Source organism: Campylobacter concisus (genome assembly GCF_002914195.1).
GTDB classification, from domain to species: domain Bacteria; phylum Campylobacterota; class Campylobacteria; order Campylobacterales; family Campylobacteraceae; genus Campylobacter_A; species Campylobacter_A concisus_M.
Window position 1 is genome coordinate 331,351 of record NZ_PPAU01000090.1, and the last position, 16,737, is coordinate 348,087.

Genomic DNA, 16,737 nt, shown 5'->3' on the forward strand with positions numbered 1-16,737 from the left:
GCCAAGCCATTGCTTAAATTTTTAAAAAGAGTGAGTAGAAAAATTTATTTTATACGTATTTGAATTCTTCAGGTTTGTGTTTGCTTTTTACAACACGCTTGGTTAGACGTATTCCATCAACGGTACCGATGACTAAAAGCTTTGATCCTGTTCCTACTAATGTATCGCCATTTGGCATTGGCACAAAATTATTATTTATATCTCTAATGCCTACTATGTCCGCATTTGTAATATTTCGCAAATGAGTCTCTTTTAGTCTTTTAAATCTTATCCAAGAGTAATCAGGCACAAGAATTTCTTCTATATCGATAGGTGAATTTTTTGTATACAAAAACTGTTCTAATAAATTTTCCATATCTGGCCTTACGCTCATAGCACTTAACCGCTGCGCGACTAAGCGAGATGGGCTTACCACATTGTCAGCGCCTAATTTTTTTAATCTTTGCGTATCGTCTTCTGTCTCTGCATTTGTGATGATATGATAAGGCTTTCTGCGAACTATCTCTTTTTCATAAAGCCTTACAGATGCTATAAGGGCGATGTTATCAGCAATATTTGAGCTAAGAGTTATAAGACCTTTTGCGCTTGATAGATGTGTTTTCAAAAAGGCAATTTGTGTATGTGGCTGAGCTTTTATGAAATATGGATATTTATAAATTTGAGCTAGCTCCGCAATATCTTCTCTATCATCAACCACTACAAAAGGTATATGATTTTCGCGAAATTGAGCACTAAGTTCGATTGTGTATAGATTGTGATAACAAATAACGAAGTGATTTTTTAGTCTTGCGATCCTATAAAGCATGCGTCGTTCCTTTAAAATGCTAATTAATGTTCCCCTCTTTAAAACCTCAACCACAATACCGATCGATAGTGTAAATATAATAAAACCAATAAGTATAAACGTGATAGTAAAAATTCTGCCCTTTGGAGTTATTGGAGCAACTTCGGTAAAACCAACTGTTGTAAAAGTCATGCCGGCTTGGTAAAAGGCATCTATTAGCGAGAAATTATCTATTAAGACATAACCTAACGTTCCAAAAAGTAACAGTAATACGACTGAAATTAGTGGAAATCTAAAAGGTTTTAATTGTTCGTAAAGCTCAGTATCTAGGCTTATTTCTGGTTTTGTAGAGTTTGACCAGTTGAGGAATTTTAAAAGTCTTGAGAGAAAAGACATAAATTCCTCTTCATTTTATATTCTTAGTTTGATTGTTTTTTCATCGTTCTTAGAGTAGAAGCAGCAACTTTTATCTTTCTTGTAGTACCGTCTTCTAATGTAACACGAATCGTTCTAAGATTTGGCAAGAATCTTCTTTTAGTTTTATTGTTAGCGTGGCTCACATTGTTGCCTATCATCGGTCCTTTGCCTGTTATCGCACATCTTTTTGACATTTTTTTTCCTTATAAACAAAAATTTCTGCTGATTTTATCTAAAACAAACAAAAGTAATGCTTAAATAGATTCTTTTTTAAAAGAATTGATTTTTATTAATAATCTAGATAAAATAACGCCTTTGCCTATAATTATAAATAGCAAAAATATTTAGAAATCTTGAGTGATACAAAATGCTTAGTAAAGAGTTGATCGAAAAAAATGTTGATTTTGTTTTACAGATGCCAACTCTTTTTGAAAAGGTCGAGCACTTTTTGTTAGCTGGTAATGTAATTGAGGCGGTTACTACTTTACAAAATATAGCATCTTTTAAAACTTATTTTAGCTCCATTTTTAAACGTGCAAAATTTGATATTCCTTATGATGGCAACGATTTGGTAGTAATAGCAAATATGCTTGGCATTGATACTTTTAGGGCGATAGTGCTTTCTTATTTTATATTTTTAAAATCCCCAAAAATTTATAAGGTATTTAATTTTAAAATCGTTGATTTGATAGAGCTTAATGCTAAAATTTTATCAGATTGGCTAAAGGTATTAAACTCTTTTAAAGAAAAACACTACAACTATTTATCGCTTGCTCCGTATTCTATGGCCTGTATTATAGTGTGTGAGAATTTATTTTCGAAATTTCCATCTTACATGTCAGACGTTATTTCGTATTCTGACGTAAGCTATAATAAAATTTTGCAAAAAAAATATGGCTTTAGTCTTTGGGATATTTTTTTAAAAGCAATGAATATGAACAAGCAATCATTAAGCAAGATTGATAAAGAGATGCTTTGTTTTTTTGAAATTTTACTCTCTTATGAGTCCAGCAGGCCTGAATTTTATGATTTTGGAGTTGATAAAATTTTAGATATCAATGTTTATCCAGAAATGCAAACCATTATATTTATTAAAAAAGCTCTACAAAAATGAAATTAACTTTTAATGGTTCTATGGCAATTATAAGGCCTTTTGGTTTTTTGGAAGCAGAGAATGTTCCATTAAAATTAAGTGAAAAATATATAAACCAAATTTCATCGCGTGACATCAGCGCTATACTGCTTTCACTAAAAAATGTTACATTTTTTAGTCCTATTTGGCTTGGTAGAATAATTGAAAATTTAAGCGAAGAAGCACAAAAGCTTGGCGTGGTATTTGCGATTTGCGATTACAATGAAATTTTTTATGAATTGATGATGAAAACAGTTAAGAATATTTTAAATATTTCAATGTTTGAAAGTGAAAATATCGCAAGCTTATTTTTAAATAAATTTCTAAATAACACAAATGACAAAGTTTTCATTTATAACTCAACTGAGCAATATAAGCACTATTTGGCTAATTATCTCAAAAATCGCTCATTTGATGTGGTTGAGGCTAGAGATACGACCGAGTTTAATAAAAAAAAGAATTTATATAATTATGCAGTGTCACAGCTAAATCATGTGAGATTAAGACAAAATCAGATAGATACTTTTATAAAAGATGGTGTCGTTGTTTATGCCATAAAAAGTTTTATGGACTCAGATTTTATTGAAAATTTTGATATGTCAGCTCATGACATTATGCTAAAAATCGGATATAAATTTTTTATTTTATGGGTAAATATTTCTGGTGCTTTAAATATAAGGGGTGCAAAATTTCTAATCAAACTTGCTAGCATTAGCAAAAGATCAGGTGCATTTATTTCGCTTTGTGGCATAAACGAATCAAATTTATCTATTGAATTAGTAACGTACCTTAAAGATGCAAATATATTTATCTATAAAAATTTAAATGACTTTTACAAAGACGACACTATTTTTTATCTTAAAAAAAGAGACTTTGATGCAGAGCCAGTAGATATCAACAAGAGCGTTGCTCAAATTTCATCTTATGTGACGCAAATTGCGAGCAAAATTATTTCACAATTAGCAGAAGAAGAAATTTTGTGTGTTGATACCAAAGTTAGTGCGCTTGACATAGAGGATGAGTGCGATTATTTGCGTATTTGTGTTCAGTATTATGGTGATATTTACGCAAGAGTGCTATTTGGAGTAAAAAAAGATAAATTAGACAAAATTTGCTCTATTTTTATGCCTGAAGGCAATGATTTAAATGATTATTTAAGTGGATATTCTCAAATTTTTAGTATCATTACGGATAAATTTTTGACTCATCTTTGGCAAAAAGGCATAAAAGTAAAAGTTAGCTTGCCTAAAATTTTATCCGATGATGTTTTTTTCGATCACAATAGTGTAGGCATCATGAATAGATTAGATGTAAAAGATGACGAAATAGGCTTTGTATTTGTAACCAAGTAAGGAGAAAAAATGTACGTTGCACCTAGTATTTTATCGGCTGATTTTGGAAATTTGGCAGCTGAGATAAGAGCCATTTGCGAGGCTGGGTGCGATCTGGTGCATGTTGATGTTATGGATGGACATTTTGTGCCAAATTTAACTATCGGCCCAGTTGTGGTAAATGCCGTTGCAAAAGTAGCTACAAAGCCACTTGATATACATTTGATGGTTGAAAATAACTCATTTTTTGCCGACCTTTTCTTGCCGCTAAAGCCAAAATTTCTAACCTTTCATATCGAAGAAGAGAAGCATCCATTAAGGCTCATCGATCACATCAGGAAAAATGGCGTAAGTCCTGGCATTGTGCTAAATCCGCATACGCCAGTTAGTGCGATCGAGCATATTATCGATGAAGTCGATATGGTGCTTTTGATGAGCGTAAATCCTGGCTTTGGTGGTCAGAAATTTATGCCAGTCGTGCTTGAAAAAACAAGGGCGCTACGAGAGCTGATAGAACGAAAAAACGCTAAGTGTCTGATCGAAGTAGATGGCGGCGTAAACGGACTAAATGCGCCTGATCTTGAAGAGGCTGGAGCTGACATCTTGGTGGCTGGCAACTACATCTTCTCATCAAATTCTTACGAACAAGCCATCCGCGCCATAAAGCTTGAGTTTTGAAACCAAAAAAACAGCGTTTAGAAAATAGCATAGAAATTTTAGCTAGGCAAAATTTAGGCTATCATGAGTTTATTTTAAGATTTAGCGATATCGAAGAAATTTCGTCGCTCATTGACGTGCGCGATCTTGATATGTGGCGAACTCTTGGGCTTGACATCACTAGAAATGAAGAGAATGAGATCGAGCTTGGTACGAGATTTAGAGATATTAGCGAGCAGGAATTTTGTGTGGTTGATATCGAAACGACTGGCGGTACGACGAGCGGACAGATCATTGAAATAGGCGCAATAAAAATGAAAAATGGCATTGAGATAGGGCGTTTTGAAAGCTTTGTGGCAGCTAATGCGGTGCCTGAAAATATCACCGAGCTAACCGGTATAAAGGTTAGCGATTTAGTCGGTGCGCCAAATTTGCTAAATGTACTTGAGCGGTTTAAAATTTTTCTAGGAACTAGCGTCTTTATCGCGCACAACGTAAATTTTGACTACGGATTCATCTCTCATAGTCTAAATGAGATCGGCCTTGGTATGTTGCTAAATAGAAAGCTTTGCACCATCGATCTTAGTCGCCGCACTATCGCTTCGCAGAAATACGGACTTGGCTCGCTAAAAGAGCTTCTTGGCATAAACAATACCCACCACAGAGCGTTAAATGACGCAATAGCAGCAGCTGAAATTTTTAAAGTCTGCCTCACACGCCTGCCTTTTAGTATCCAAACGACAGAGGATCTCATAAGCTTTAGCAAAACAGCTCCAAGCGTGAAGCTAAAACCTGAGCCGGTTTTGTGTGTGAATTAGCGATAAAAAATTATCCACAATCCTAAATTTAATCATTAATTTTTATGCGATCTTTGTTTTTAAAGGATTGTGGGCAGTTTGCTAAATTTTACAAAAAAGGAGGCAAATGAGCCAGAAAAATTTAGTTTCAAATTTTATCTCAGCTGGCGATGATATGCTCACTTTTTTGTCAAATTTTGGTGAAAATTGGTGCGTGAGTAACGATGGGGCGGAGTTTATAGAACAAAATTTGACCTTCATTGGCTCAAAGCCAGTTTTACAAAATTTAAAAGGTTACAAAACGGCTGAATATAAAAATTTTACCGACATTGAAAAATTTCTTAGCTCAAATCCAAGCATCAAAAGTAAAATTTTAAGTGGCGAGATAAGCTACATCGGCGATAGTCTAACAGATATAGAGATTAAATTTGCGCCTGAGTATTTTTATGACTTTTTAAAATTTATAGTTGAAAATATCCCAGAACATCACTATTTTTGTGGTCCCAAGGAAGGCTGGATATTGTTTATTGAGATGGAGGGATATGTAGAATTTAGCGTTTTGCATTAATAAATTTATTTTTAAGCAGTTGTCTAAATTTGTCCACAAAGGCAAAACGCAAAAGCAAATTCTTTCCGTAAAGATTCTTAAAATTAACAAAAAGTTAGGATCGCATGTCAACACCGCTTATTGCTAGCAAAATTTAATCAATTTTTTTATATAATCCCTATTTTTCACAAAGGCAAAAAGATGGATAGAAAATCTTGGAGTTCAAGGCTCACATACATTTTAGCTGTTGCAGGGGCTACGGTCGGCTTTGGTGCGACGTGGCGCTTCCCGTATCTGGTCGGGCAAAACGGCGGCGGCGCCTACGTACTCGTGTTTTGTATCGCGATGATCGTGATTGGCATACCGATGATTTTAGTTGAAAACGCGATCGGTAGACGTCTAAAATGCAACGCTGTGGACGCTTTTGGTGGATCGATAAATGGCAAAAAGATCAGCAAAAAGTGGCAGATCGTTGGCTGGATGGGGCTTGTTGGTGCTTTTGGTATCATGGCTTACTATATGGTCATTGGCGGCTGGGTGCTAAACTATATCGCCCAAATTTCATTTGGTTTACTTGATCTCTCGCATGTGGTTAGTTTTGAGGAGACAAGTGCATTTTATGAGCAAAACATCGTAAGCAATCCACTTGCCATAAGCTTTGCGACACTTGTTTTTGTGCTAGTTAATTACGCTATTTTGGTGCAAGGTGCGGTCGGCGGTATCGAGCGATCAGCGAAATTTTTAATGCCACTACTTTTTATTTTAATGCTTATTATGATCGCTAAAAATATCACGCTAGATGGTGCAATAGAAGGTGTAAAATTTTACTTAACACCTAACTTTTCAAAGATAAACTTAAAGCTTTTCGTTGATGTTTTGGGGCAGGTCTTTTTTGCTCTTTCGCTTGGATTTGGTGTGATGATCACTCTTTCTAGCTTTGTGAAAAAGGACGAAGGGCTGGTTAAAATTTCTATCATTACAGGCATTTTAAATACATTAATCGCCGTACTTGCAGGATTTATGATTTTCCCTTCTCTTTTTAGCTACGGTGTATCGCCAGATAGCGGCCCAAGCCTCGTGTTTAAGAGCCTGCCGATCGTTTTTTCACACATGCCATTTGGTGGTTTTTTCGCGGTTGCGTTTTTCGCACTATTAATGATCGCTGCACTTACAACATCGCTACCAATATATGAAGTAATAATCACAACACTTCAAGAAAAATTTAAAATAAAACGCAAGAAAGCAATATTTTTAGTCCTTGGAGGTATATTTATTTTAGGAAATTTGCCTTCGCTGATGGCTACAAACATACTAAGTCACGTAAGCATTTTTGGTAAGAATATTTTTGATGCATATGATGCAATAAGCGCAACAATATTTTTTGTATTTACATCATTTGGTTGTGCAATATTCGTAGGTTGGGTGCTAAAAGATGATGCAAAAAAAGAGATTTTGCAAGGTAGTGAAAAACATGCAAAACTAATAAATATCTGGTTTTGGTATATCAAATTCGTCGTACCGTTTATCATTTTGGTGCTTTTTATTAGCTCGTTTTACGATAATTTTTTAAAGTAAATTTGATGAAAAATCTCGTAAATTTAGCTAACGGCGACCGCCTAAATTTGCGCGTAGAGGGTCAAATTTTAGTTAGCGAGAGCGCCAAAAACGGCAAAACTAGGCAGACGCAAAAGGAGTTTGCGAGTGCGGGCGAGGCACAAAAAGCTTACGTAAAAAAGGAGTGGGAGAGCCTGAAGAAAGGCTACGTCATGCAAAATGCTGGCGCAAAAGCCGGCGAGGCGAGTTTGCATGTCTATATCGGCGGCGGATATACGGGCGCGCTAGCCTTTGCGAGCGCGGAAGGCGAGTTTTTCGTCTATAAATGTGGCGGCTACAAAGAGGGCGGCGCGCTGGATGATTTTCTTATCAGGCTGGACGCGAGCGGCGCCGTAAAACAACAGATCGTCCTACCAAAGCCACTTGCATGGCAGGCTGAGTGCGCGGGCGAGGTTTTGCTTTTGGATCTGGATCATTTTATCTTTAAATTTGACCCGGCAAGCGGCGAATTTAAAGACCTTTCTAAAGATATAAGCTTTAAAAATAGAAAAGAATTTACGAGTTTCGTTTGCGCGGCGAAAGATACGGTGGCGTTTGCGATGTTGGGTCAAATTTTTACTTTGCGCGGCGGCGAGATTTCGCCTCTTAGCGAGTACAAATCCGAAATGAAAAGCTATACGCCGATTCTTTGCGCCGCGATTAGCGATGACGGCGCGCGGCTGGCGCTTCACTGCAAGCAAAACGAGATCAAAATTTTAAGTACGCTAAACGGCGAAATTTTAAACGAGATAAAAGGCGACTTCGGCATTTTTGATAAAATTTGCTTTTTAGCGGACGGCTTGGTGCTGGGCAAGGAGCGCTACGCGGGCAAGCTATTTTGCCTTGACGCTGCAAGCGGCGAGCGGCTTAATCCTGCATGGCTGCGAGGCGAATGCGCCAAGACTCAGAATATTTGCGTTAGCAAGGACGGTTCGAGACTCGCGCTAATTAGCTACGACAAGGCTCGCATCATCGATCTAAAAAGCGGAAAATTGCGGCTTAGCTTTGAGCTCTCGCACGTCGTGAAGCGCTGCGAGGCTAAATTTGAGTGCATAAACGGCGAGGAATTTTTAGCCGTGCGTACCGACTACGGCTGCTTTAGTCTTTATAAAATTTAAGGGAAAATATGTTTTATTTTTTACTCGGTATTTACTTTTTTTACGTCGCCGCAAAGGCGATTTTGGCAATTTTGCAGATAAATTTTATACGCGCGGAGGCTAAAAAACCGGCCGTGGTTTTGTCTCAGAGCGAATACGAAACCGCCGCCGCCGCAGCGATAAGCAATCAAAAATTTGAGCTAATTAGCCTTCTTTATCACGCCGCAATATTTATGATGTGGGCGTGCTGGGGGCTTGGCGCGATATCGGGGCATGCCTACAAAACGGGAGATATAGGCGATAACGTCTTTATGGTTATGGTATTTTTGCTCGTTTCGTCGCTGCTAGAACTACCACTAAATATCTACGAAACCTTCGTCAAAGATAAAAGGCTCGGCTTTTCAAACGTAACGCCTAAAATTTTTGCGCTTGATCTGCTTAAAACGCTCGCGCTAACGCTGGTGTTTGGCACGCTGTTTGTGTGGCTGGTGCTGCTTTGCATTAGATTTTTGGGCGATTTTTGGTGGTTTTGGGCGTTTTTGTTAAGCTTCATGGTCGCGCTTGTTATAAATCTCATTTACCCGACGCTCATCGCGCCTATTTTTAACAAAATGCAGCCGCTAAAAGATGGCGAGCTAAAAAGCCGTATAGAAGGGCTTTTGGCGCGGTGCGGGTTTAAAAGTAGCGGCGTTTTTACGATAGACGCCAGCAAGCGCGACAACCGCTTAAACGCCTATTTCGGCGGCCTTGGAGCGACTAAACGCGTCGTGCTTTTCGACACGCTCGTTAAAAAACTAAGCCTAGAGGAGATAATCGCCGTTTTGGGGCATGAGCTCGGGCACTTTAAGCACAAAGATATCCTAAAAATGATCGCTCTAAGCGCGGTTATGCTTTTTGCGATGTTTTTTATATTTGGTAACATCCCAGACGAGGCGTACGACGTGCTGGGGCTCAGCTCGGCAGGCGGCGGAGTGATCGTGTTTTTACTGCTTTTTTCACCGATTTTCGGGTTTTTATTTTCGCCGGTGAGCTCGTATTTTAGTCGCGCGAACGAATTTGGCGCCGATAAATTCTCAGGTGAGGTTTCAAACAAAGCCGACATGATAAGCGCGCTAAAAAAGCTAGGCTCCGAAAACAAGGCCTTCCCGAAGGCTCATCCGCTCTACGCATTCTTCTATCACTCACACCCAAGCCTTTTTGAGCGTATAAACGAGCTAGAAAATGAAAATTGAAGAGGCTCTTAAAGAGGCTAGTTTAAGGTTAAGCTCACTTTGCCAAAATCCAAGCAGAGTGGCTAAAATTTTGCTTATGAACTATCTTGATGTGAGCATTGAATGGATATTTTTAAATCAAAAAAAAGAATTTGATGAGAGTGGCTATTTTGCTCTAGTTAAAAGGTATGAAAACTACGAGCCTCTTGAATATATAACTGGTAAAGCTAGCTTTTATGGGCTTGATTTTTACGTGGAAAGCGGAGTGCTGATCCCAAGACCTGAAACAGAAATTTTAGTGGATAAAGTAATAGAAATTTCACGCGAATATAATGAACCAAAGATCGCAGAAATAGGTACAGGAAGCGGCATTATTAGTATCATGCTAGCTCTAAAAACAAAGGCAAATATCGTAGCAACAGACATCAATGAAAAAGCTTTGATACTTGCTAAAAAAAATGCAGATAAATTTGATGTAGGCGTGAGGATCAAATTTTTAAACTGCTCTTATGTGGATGAAATTTTAGAAGATATTGATATTTTGGTTTCAAATCCGCCATATATTGCAAGAAGCTATAAACTTAGTAAATTTGTACTAAATGAGCCAGAAAGTGCACTCTTTGGAGGCGAAGTAGGAGATGAAATCTTAAAAGATATTATTCTCATAGCCAAAGATCGCAATATCAAAAACGTTGCTTGTGAGATGGGGTACGATCAAAAAGCAAGTATGCAAAAATTCTTAGAGGCCAATGGTTTTGAGTATAGTTTTTACAAAGATTTGGCTGGCTTTGATAGAGGCTTTTGCGCGAAGTTAAAAATATAAAGGAGAGAGTTTGAGAGGAGTTTATTTTTTGCTTTTGGCAGTACTTATAGGAGCTGAGCTAACGCTTGGTATTTTGGTGGCGCCAGTCATATTTTTCCCGCAAAACATCATAGGAGACGGCATACTTACGCATTTTATGAGCGGTCAAATGATGACAAAGATATTTTTGAAATTTAATTATATTTTGCTTTTTATAAGCATAGTTGTAATGATTAGCGAGCTATTTGATCTTAGAAAAAAGCTTATTTTTTCACTAAAATTTAGCATGTTAATGCTTGCTTTTTTAAATTTGGCTTTAGCTTTGAGCTTTGTGTTTTTCTTTACGCCTTTTATAGTTTACGCTCAAAATTTGGGGGTCGATGCGACACAGACGGCTGAATTTGCCAAAATGCATAGCGCGAGTGAATATGTGATGAAAATCATGCTTGTTTTACAAATTATTTTATTTTTTTTGAAATTTAAGATTAGCCAAAATGAACGCAAAGCCTGATATTCAAGTCTTAACAAATTTTCTAGCTGAATACACGAGTGCGATGGTGAGTGCTGGCACCTACACAGCACGCGTAGAAAAGTGCGTAGACCGCATAGCTAAACACTACGGCTACGACATTGGCGTGACGATTTTTGTGAAGTATTTTACGATTAGTGTCATGGATTCGGCCGACAACTCTCTGCGCCGAACCTACGTAAAAAAGATCCCGTTTGGTAATGTGAGTTTTAACCGTATTTCCGAACTTTCGTCGCTTAGCTGGCGGATTTTGGATGAAAATTTGAGTTTAGACGAGGCCAAAGAGCAGTTTGAGGGCGTCATATGCATCGGTGCACATAAATTTACAAGCTCACTTATTTTAATAAGCCTTGCAAATGCGGCGTTTTGCAGGCTTTTCGGCGGCGACGCCGGCTCGGTCGTATGCGTATTTTTTGCGACTCTGGTCGGCTATAGCCTTAGATTTGCGCTTGCTAAAATGGGCGTAAATTTAAAAATCCAGTACGTCCTGGTCTCGTTCGTGGTCTCTTTTATCGCCTATCTTGGCGTATTTTACGGCTTTACGCATACTAGCGACGTGGCGATCGGCTCGTCGATACTCTTTTTGATGCCGGGCGTTTTTCTCATAAACTCGGTCTTTGATATCCTAAACGACAACACGCTTGTGGGCATCAGCAGGGCCGTGAGTACGGGCATCCTGATACTTTGCATAGCAGTAGGCGTCTATATCACGCTCTCGCTTAGCAACGCGGAGATTTTACATGTTTGAGCTTTTGACTGCGACTCTCATAGACGGCGCTTTTGCGGCGGTGGCGGGGCTCGGTTTTGCCTATGCTAGCTCTCCGCCCAAAAGGACTCTCGCCTTTTGCGCGCTGCTTGCGGCGTTTGCACACGCTAGCCGCTTTTGGATCATGCAGATGGGATTTTTTAACATCAGCGTCGCCACTCTCATAGTCTCTTTTTTAAGCGGGATTTTAGGTATGCTCTTTGCCAAACGGCTAAAGGTGCCCGCCGAGATCATCGCATTTCCGGCACTTTTACCCATGGTACCCGGAGTTTACGCGTACAAGGGCATTTTGGCGCTGTTTTCGTTTCTAAACGAGCCTAATATCGCTAAGAAAAACGAATACCTAATCATATTTTTCGATAACGCGATCACGACCACTACGGTCTCGCTAGCCCTAGGCGTCGGGGTTTCGGTGGTGCTTATTTTATTTTACGATCAGTCCTTGATGATTACTCGCGGCGCTAAGTGTGATCTGGCGACGGGAAAGATGTACAAGGGATAAATTCATTTTTTAAAAGACAAATTTGTTCGTTGCTTTTTGGGACTTCCTATTATTTTGACTTAAAATTTATAAATTTTCTAATGTAATAGCTTTTATAAAAAAACTAAATGTGTGCTAATAATTGTATTAATTATGAGAATTTGTTTAAAGTTAAACGATGCAGGTTTTTTAAAGAAATCAAATAAATTTGAAGCCATTAATATATAGTATAGAGGCAATAAATAGGTAAATAAATCTTTATTAAAACATAAAAAAATAAATTAAAGAATAAGGTGTTATGATTGTTGCACAAATTAGCACAAGGGTTATAGTATGACAAAAGGCCAAATGCGTGGATATCTATATGAAATTTTTATTTCATATTGGTTACAACAAAATGGATTTGCAAAATGCGGAAAAGGTTGTCCTGGTATTTTGAATGGTAATATAGTATCTGAAGATGGGGAAATAGAAGGCAGAGGAACTAATCATCAAATTGATTTTGTGGGAATTTACTCCAGAAATATACCCTTTGTTTTTCCGATAAGGCTACTAGCGGAGTGTAAATTCTGGGATAAAAAAGTAGATAAATCTTTTATTAGGGAATATATAGGAGTATATAAAGATATATCTGAAAACTACATATCTTCTCAAAAAGACAATAAGTATAGATTTTTGGATGTCCCTGTAATATTCTCTGCAAGCGACTTTGACAAAGAGGCTGTTAATTTAGCTTGGGCACAATGTATAAATATAGTATCTCACTCCAGGCTACCTATCTTAAATAATATGTTGCAAACAATAAACAATATAGTTGATGCCGTAGCAACAGACCAGGACGCTTACGATTTTAATAGGTTAAAAACACGTATTCAAGGGTGCTTAAAACAACATAAATCATGTATTGATGAGTATAATAAATTATTTAAAGATTGTTTTTATCATAATAGTGTCCTAGAAATCCCAAAAATAAATACTTTTTTATTTGCCACGAATAATGAAGGAGCCTTGATAAATCTTATAAGTAAAGACAAATTTCCTGATGAGCTTTTTTTTGAAACAAACGTAGCAGATTGTAGAATATATTTTGACAACGATAGTTTTGATGGCAATAATGAAAGAGTATTTTATATTGTATTAAATAGGGACATTATGAAAAGAAAATTTTATTTTCAGGCAAATGAAACTTTGATGAGCAAAATTTTTCCAAGGCTATCTTTAGAGATTAGAAGGTATGAAAAAATGAAATTTATCTCAAAGCTATCAATTGTTAAAAAAATAAAAAAGCTTACAAGAATAATTGAGCTTAAAGTAAATTTTGAATCCGGAGATTAAATGTAATGAAAATACGAATCTACTATGAAGACACCGATGCTGGCGGAATAGTCTATCATACAAACTACATTAAATTTTGCGAGCGAGCTAGAAGTGAAGCATTTTTTAAGGCTGGATTAAATTTCACAAAAGAGGGCGGATACTTTGTAGTTTCTTCGCTGGAGGCTAAATTTATCGCTTCAGCCGTACTTGGAGATGAAATTTTTGTGCGAAGCAAGGTATTGGAGATTAAAAAAGCAAGTATTGTTTTAGAACAAGAAATTTATAAATTTGATGATAAAAATGCGGAAAAACTACTTTTTAGAGCGACGATTACGTTAGCCTTTATGAAAGAAGAAAAGCTTACTAAGATAAATGACGAGATAAAGAAATTTTTGGAGAATTTTAAATTTTAAATCGTGGCTAAGTTTAGAAATTTAACTTTAGCCACTTTGTGCTTTTACATCGAGCTATTTTGATCGAGCAAAATTTCTTGATTTGCTTCGTCAAAGTGGTCGCCTTTTGCGTTATAAATTTTAACTCCATATAAGACTTGAGAGTTTTCAACTCTTTCGGTAAAAATTCTATCAGCGCTTTTATCTATAAAATTTGTATATATATACTCGGCGCCAAAAGCACTTGAATAGCCGATTTGCGAATATCTAAAATCTACATCAAAAAGATCACCAAGCCCCAAAAATAAGTCGTTAACAGGATTTAATGAGTTTGCGATAAAAAGATTTTGTCTATCTCTTTGCGCGATGGCATTAAAGATATTTGGTAAAAAATTTATCTGTGTGCTTAAGAGTGCATATGGTTTTATCTCAAAGCCTCTCATCTGCGTTGCTACAAGAGAAGCTTTGACGATTGGGATGTTTAAAAATATACTTGCATCATTAAATTTGGATTTTTTGCTTAAAGTATCATTTAAATTTATATCTTTGCCTACGATAGAGGCTTCATGATAATCGCTACTTTGCATGCGGACATATTCATTTAGCTTTTGCCCTAATGAACTACCATCATCAAATGCAACTATTTTTTCGTTCGAGTAAGCTAGCAAAGCTGAAATTTGGTCTTTATAATCAATGCCACCAAAGATCAAATTTGACTTTGGATTTATAACAAAAGAGCTATGAACGCTTGGAATGTAGATAAGCTCATTTGATAGGACTAGCGAATTTATAATGTTTGCACCATTTGATGTAAGGGCTGCGATAAAATAATTAAAACCTTGGGCTCTAGCCGTTTGCATAGCATTTGTAAGGCTTTGTGGGCTTTCATCGTTACTATTTATAAATTTGATCTCGATATCTGCGTCTTGCTTTAAGACATAGCTTAAGACAGCATTTGATACAACATTTGCATAAGATTTTATAATCTTTTGTGGGATGATTACAGCGATTTTGCCGCTTTTATTAACTTTTAAAATAGCTTCACCACCAAGAGAGATATAAAGCTCTAAAAGAGCGTTATCGTCTATTTTTGCTGGCTCAAATCTCGCCATGAAACTAGCCAGTAAATCAGACTTAATAAGCTCATTTAAGCAGGCATTATCACAAAATTCTGGTTCTAAATTTATATAAGTAATCTTTGCTGGAGGTATGCTTGATAGACTTTGGTTTTTTATAATATTACTCTCAAAATTTATCTCATCTTGTGATGCAAAAATAGTCGAAAAAATGGCTAAAAAAAGTAAAATTTTTCTCATATCACTCCTTTGATCTTTCTTAAATCATCTATAAAAATATTTTCAAAACTAGGATTTTTGCTGATCCACTCTGGCGAAAACGTTGGTAAAATAAGACTGTTTTCATTTTTTAAAATACTACCTCTTATGCTCGAAAATCCACCTTTTAATAATAAATTTGGATATAAATGCATAAAAGCTTTTTCCCCTAAAGTCACGATTATCTTTGGTTTTATCAGCCTAATCTCTTCAAACAAATAAGGACGACAAAGCTCAATAGAGCGGTTTAAAATCGGGCTTTTATCATCATTTTGTGAAATTTCACACCGAAGTAGAGAGCTTATATAAATTTCTTTTATGTCTAAATTTAAACTTTTTTTTATTGCATTTTCTAAAAATTTTTTACTGTTATTTTCATAAGAGTCACTTTTTTTAGAAAATAATATAAACATGATTTTGCTATTTTCATTGCCGATGCCAGCTGTTACGCCTTTTGAGCTATTTCGCAAAGAACAAAGAGAACATTTTTTTACTTCGCGGTTTAGCTCATCAATATTGTTATAATCATGATAATTGCTTAGACTAAGAAAATTTTTATCAATAAACTTATAACCAATTAGTTTTAAGAAAAATAATTTTTTTAAAAGCCTATTGTCTTTATTAAAATTCATTTTTGGATTATAACTTGATTTGCTTAAAGTTTGAGTTATGGCTTTTTAAGCTAAGTTATTCAAAGGAATTTAAGTATTGCTTTGATAAAATCCCACTTTTTATATTAACTTTAAGGATAGAAATGAAAAGGACTTATCAACCTCATAAAACCCCTAAAAAACGCACTCACGGCTTTCGCTTAAGAATGAAAACTAAAAATGGCCGAAAGGTAATAAACGCTAGACGTGCCAAAGGTAGAAAAAGATTGGCTGCTTAGCTGGTTTTGAGTCGTTAAGCGGCTCAAAAGAATTCTCTCAAGTTTATAAAGAGGCTAGCAAGTGGCATTGTGATGCTTGCATTGTTTTTTATAAACCAACAAATGAAAAAAAAATAGCAGTAGTTGCTAGTAAAAAAGTAGGAAAAGCGGTAGTTAGAAATAGAGCTAAAAGACTTTTGAGAGCCGCTTTTTTTAATATTTCTAGTGAATTAAAAGATGGCACATATATTATGATCGCAAAAAATGGAATTACAGAAATTTCATTTGTAAAAATTTGTAAAAATTTAAGTTGGTCTACAAAAAAAATGGGATGTTTAAAATGAAAAAAATTGCGATTAAAACTATCGCTTTTTATCAAAAATATATTTCCATACTTCTACCAAAAAGCTGTCGCTATTACCCGACTTGCTCACAATACGCGATTTGGGAATTTCAAACAAATAGTTTTTTTTCTGCTTTTTTTGCAACCTTCATGCGAATTTTAAAATGTAATCAGCTTTTTAAAGGCGGTATCAACTACCCAATCATCTACAAAAAATTTAACTTATGTTTTATATCTCAAAAAAGTGATATCAAAAATGTAAATTTTTGGTTTGTCCCTTGTCAGAATAGTAAATTTTATGTCGTAAAAGTATTAGATAAATTAAAGGAAAAAAAATAA

At 36.1% G+C, this 16,737-nt stretch carries 21 protein-coding genes; 17 read left to right on the forward strand and 4 right to left on the reverse strand.

Annotated features, from left to right (window positions below; all coding sequences use genetic code 11):
- Positions 1-49 precede the first annotated feature (49 nt).
- Together CYP28_RS03880 and rpmB are read right to left on the reverse strand one after the other, a co-directional pair.
- Positions 50-1,180 (reverse strand): potassium channel family protein, encoded by a 1,131-nt coding sequence (locus CYP28_RS03880; protein ID WP_103593145.1) that lies wholly within the window; start codon positions 1,178-1,180, stop codon positions 50-52.
- A 23-nt stretch (positions 1,181-1,203) separates the two neighbouring features.
- The gene (rpmB, locus tag CYP28_RS03885; RefSeq protein WP_021090707.1) at positions 1,204-1,395 is read right to left on the reverse strand and encodes a 50S ribosomal protein L28; all 192 of its coding nucleotides are present in this window, start codon (positions 1,393-1,395) and stop codon (positions 1,204-1,206) included.
- A 188-nt stretch (positions 1,396-1,583) separates the two neighbouring features.
- On the opposite strand from rpmB, the gene CYP28_RS03890 reads away from it, so the two are divergent.
- The 14 genes from CYP28_RS03890 to CYP28_RS03955 all read left to right on the forward strand — a co-directional run bounded on the left by CYP28_RS03890 (position 1,584) and on the right by CYP28_RS03955 (position 13,874).
- Positions 1,584-2,315: a hypothetical protein gene (locus CYP28_RS03890; protein WP_181000418.1), complete on the forward strand. Its 732-nt coding sequence runs from the start codon at positions 1,584-1,586 to the stop codon at positions 2,313-2,315.
- Positions 2,316-2,362: 47 nt separating this feature from the next.
- The gene (locus CYP28_RS03895) at positions 2,363-3,685 is read left to right on the forward strand and encodes a hypothetical protein (protein WP_180997931.1); all 1,323 of its coding nucleotides are present in this window, start codon (positions 2,363-2,365) and stop codon (positions 3,683-3,685) included.
- Positions 3,686-3,694: 9 nt separating this feature from the next.
- The gene (gene rpe, locus CYP28_RS03900) at positions 3,695-4,342 is read left to right on the forward strand and encodes a ribulose-phosphate 3-epimerase (RefSeq protein WP_103593148.1); all 648 of its coding nucleotides are present in this window, start codon (positions 3,695-3,697) and stop codon (positions 4,340-4,342) included.
- Positions 4,339-5,139 (forward strand): 3'-5' exonuclease, encoded by an 801-nt coding sequence (locus CYP28_RS03905; protein WP_103593149.1) that lies wholly within the window; start codon positions 4,339-4,341, stop codon positions 5,137-5,139. Before rpe ends, CYP28_RS03905 begins: the two co-directional genes overlap by 4 nt.
- A gap of 106 nt (positions 5,140-5,245) precedes the next feature.
- Positions 5,246-5,686: a hypothetical protein gene (locus CYP28_RS03910; protein ID WP_103593150.1), complete on the forward strand. Its 441-nt coding sequence runs from the start codon at positions 5,246-5,248 to the stop codon at positions 5,684-5,686.
- Between the two features lie 180 nt (positions 5,687-5,866).
- Positions 5,867-7,240 (forward strand): sodium-dependent transporter, encoded by a 1,374-nt coding sequence (locus CYP28_RS03915; protein WP_103593151.1) that lies wholly within the window; start codon positions 5,867-5,869, stop codon positions 7,238-7,240.
- A 5-nt stretch (positions 7,241-7,245) separates the two neighbouring features.
- Positions 7,246-8,376: a hypothetical protein gene (locus CYP28_RS03920; RefSeq protein ID WP_103593152.1), complete on the forward strand. Its 1,131-nt coding sequence runs from the start codon at positions 7,246-7,248 to the stop codon at positions 8,374-8,376.
- An 8-nt stretch (positions 8,377-8,384) separates the two neighbouring features.
- Positions 8,385-9,587 carry a M48 family metallopeptidase gene (locus CYP28_RS03925; protein ID WP_103593153.1) on the forward strand — a complete coding sequence of 401 codons (1,203 nt, stop codon included), beginning with the start codon at positions 8,385-8,387 and terminating at the stop codon, positions 9,585-9,587.
- Positions 9,577-10,389 carry a peptide chain release factor N(5)-glutamine methyltransferase gene (gene prmC / locus CYP28_RS03930; RefSeq protein ID WP_103593154.1) on the forward strand — a complete coding sequence of 271 codons (813 nt, stop codon included), beginning with the start codon at positions 9,577-9,579 and terminating at the stop codon, positions 10,387-10,389. The genes CYP28_RS03925 and prmC overlap by 11 nt, the downstream gene beginning before the upstream one ends.
- Positions 10,390-10,399: 10 nt before the next feature.
- On the forward strand, positions 10,400-10,879 hold the full coding sequence (locus CYP28_RS03935; protein WP_103593155.1) for a DUF4149 domain-containing protein: 480 nt from the start codon (positions 10,400-10,402) through the stop codon (positions 10,877-10,879).
- The gene (locus CYP28_RS03940; RefSeq protein WP_103593156.1) at positions 10,863-11,645 is read left to right on the forward strand and encodes a threonine/serine ThrE exporter family protein; all 783 of its coding nucleotides are present in this window, start codon (positions 10,863-10,865) and stop codon (positions 11,643-11,645) included. The genes CYP28_RS03935 and CYP28_RS03940 overlap by 17 nt, the downstream gene beginning before the upstream one ends.
- Positions 11,638-12,165, forward strand: coding sequence for a threonine/serine exporter family protein (locus CYP28_RS03945; protein WP_103593157.1), 528 nt, complete (start codon positions 11,638-11,640; stop codon positions 12,163-12,165). Before CYP28_RS03940 ends, CYP28_RS03945 begins: the two co-directional genes overlap by 8 nt.
- Before the next feature lie 312 nt (positions 12,166-12,477).
- Positions 12,478-13,479, forward strand: a complete 1,002-nt coding sequence (locus CYP28_RS03950; protein WP_103593158.1) for a hypothetical protein — start codon at positions 12,478-12,480, stop codon at positions 13,477-13,479.
- Positions 13,480-13,484: 5 nt separating this feature from the next.
- Positions 13,485-13,874, forward strand: a complete 390-nt coding sequence (locus tag CYP28_RS03955; RefSeq protein ID WP_103593159.1) for a YbgC/FadM family acyl-CoA thioesterase — start codon at positions 13,485-13,487, stop codon at positions 13,872-13,874.
- A gap of 44 nt (positions 13,875-13,918) precedes the next feature.
- Here the strand turns inward: CYP28_RS03955 and CYP28_RS03960 are convergent, their stop codons facing one another.
- Both CYP28_RS03960 and CYP28_RS03965 read right to left on the reverse strand, forming a co-directional pair.
- Complete coding sequence (locus CYP28_RS03960; protein WP_103593160.1) at positions 13,919-15,169, reverse strand: hypothetical protein; 1,251 nt, start codon at positions 15,167-15,169, stop codon at positions 13,919-13,921.
- The gene (locus CYP28_RS03965; RefSeq protein WP_103593161.1) at positions 15,166-15,819 is read right to left on the reverse strand and encodes a uracil-DNA glycosylase; all 654 of its coding nucleotides are present in this window, start codon (positions 15,817-15,819) and stop codon (positions 15,166-15,168) included. Before CYP28_RS03965 ends, CYP28_RS03960 begins: the two co-directional genes overlap by 4 nt.
- Before the next feature lie 122 nt (positions 15,820-15,941).
- Between CYP28_RS03965 and rpmH the strand changes: the two genes are divergently transcribed.
- Genes rpmH through yidD form a run of 3 tightly spaced genes read left to right on the forward strand, consistent with a single transcriptional unit; the run spans position 15,942 to position 16,737 of the window.
- Complete coding sequence (gene rpmH, locus CYP28_RS03970; RefSeq protein WP_002940373.1) at positions 15,942-16,076, forward strand: 50S ribosomal protein L34; 135 nt, start codon at positions 15,942-15,944, stop codon at positions 16,074-16,076.
- Positions 16,064-16,399 (forward strand): ribonuclease P protein component, encoded by a 336-nt coding sequence (gene rnpA / locus CYP28_RS03975; RefSeq protein ID WP_103593162.1) that lies wholly within the window; start codon positions 16,064-16,066, stop codon positions 16,397-16,399. Before rpmH ends, rnpA begins: the two co-directional genes overlap by 13 nt.
- Entirely contained in the window at positions 16,396-16,737 is a 342-nt protein-coding gene (gene yidD / locus CYP28_RS03980; RefSeq protein WP_103593163.1) for a membrane protein insertion efficiency factor YidD, read from the forward strand. Before rnpA ends, yidD begins: the two co-directional genes overlap by 4 nt.

What these genes read in the sequence shown, in the direction of transcription:
- rpe (WP_103593148.1), top strand. Translation starts at nt 3,695, where the DNA reads ATGTACGTTGCACCTAGTATTTTATCGGCTGATTTTGGAAATTTGGCA.
- CYP28_RS03960 (WP_103593160.1), bottom strand. Translation starts at nt 15,169, where the DNA reads ATGAGAAAAATTTTACTTTTTTTAGCCATTTTTTCGACTATTTTTGCA.
- rpmB (WP_021090707.1), bottom strand. Translation starts at nt 1,395, where the DNA reads ATGTCAAAAAGATGTGCGATAACAGGCAAAGGACCGATGATAGGCAAC.
- CYP28_RS03955 (WP_103593159.1), top strand. Translation starts at nt 13,485, where the DNA reads ATGAAAATACGAATCTACTATGAAGACACCGATGCTGGCGGAATAGTC.
- CYP28_RS03945 (WP_103593157.1), top strand. Translation starts at nt 11,638, where the DNA reads ATGTTTGAGCTTTTGACTGCGACTCTCATAGACGGCGCTTTTGCGGCG.
- CYP28_RS03965 (WP_103593161.1), bottom strand. Translation starts at nt 15,819, where the DNA reads ATGAATTTTAATAAAGACAATAGGCTTTTAAAAAAATTATTTTTCTTA.
- CYP28_RS03880 (WP_103593145.1), bottom strand. Translation starts at nt 1,180, where the DNA reads ATGTCTTTTCTCTCAAGACTTTTAAAATTCCTCAACTGGTCAAACTCT.
- prmC (WP_103593154.1), top strand. Translation starts at nt 9,577, where the DNA reads ATGAAAATTGAAGAGGCTCTTAAAGAGGCTAGTTTAAGGTTAAGCTCA.
- CYP28_RS03940 (WP_103593156.1), top strand. Translation starts at nt 10,863, where the DNA reads ATGAACGCAAAGCCTGATATTCAAGTCTTAACAAATTTTCTAGCTGAA.
- yidD (WP_103593163.1), top strand. Translation starts at nt 16,396, where the DNA reads ATGAAAAAAATTGCGATTAAAACTATCGCTTTTTATCAAAAATATATT.
- CYP28_RS03920 (WP_103593152.1), top strand. Translation starts at nt 7,246, where the DNA reads ATGAAAAATCTCGTAAATTTAGCTAACGGCGACCGCCTAAATTTGCGC.
- CYP28_RS03925 (WP_103593153.1), top strand. Translation starts at nt 8,385, where the DNA reads ATGTTTTATTTTTTACTCGGTATTTACTTTTTTTACGTCGCCGCAAAG.
- CYP28_RS03915 (WP_103593151.1), top strand. Translation starts at nt 5,867, where the DNA reads ATGGATAGAAAATCTTGGAGTTCAAGGCTCACATACATTTTAGCTGTT.
- rpmH (WP_002940373.1), top strand. Translation starts at nt 15,942, where the DNA reads ATGAAAAGGACTTATCAACCTCATAAAACCCCTAAAAAACGCACTCAC.
- CYP28_RS03910 (WP_103593150.1), top strand. Translation starts at nt 5,246, where the DNA reads ATGAGCCAGAAAAATTTAGTTTCAAATTTTATCTCAGCTGGCGATGAT.
- CYP28_RS03950 (WP_103593158.1), top strand. Translation starts at nt 12,478, where the DNA reads ATGACAAAAGGCCAAATGCGTGGATATCTATATGAAATTTTTATTTCA.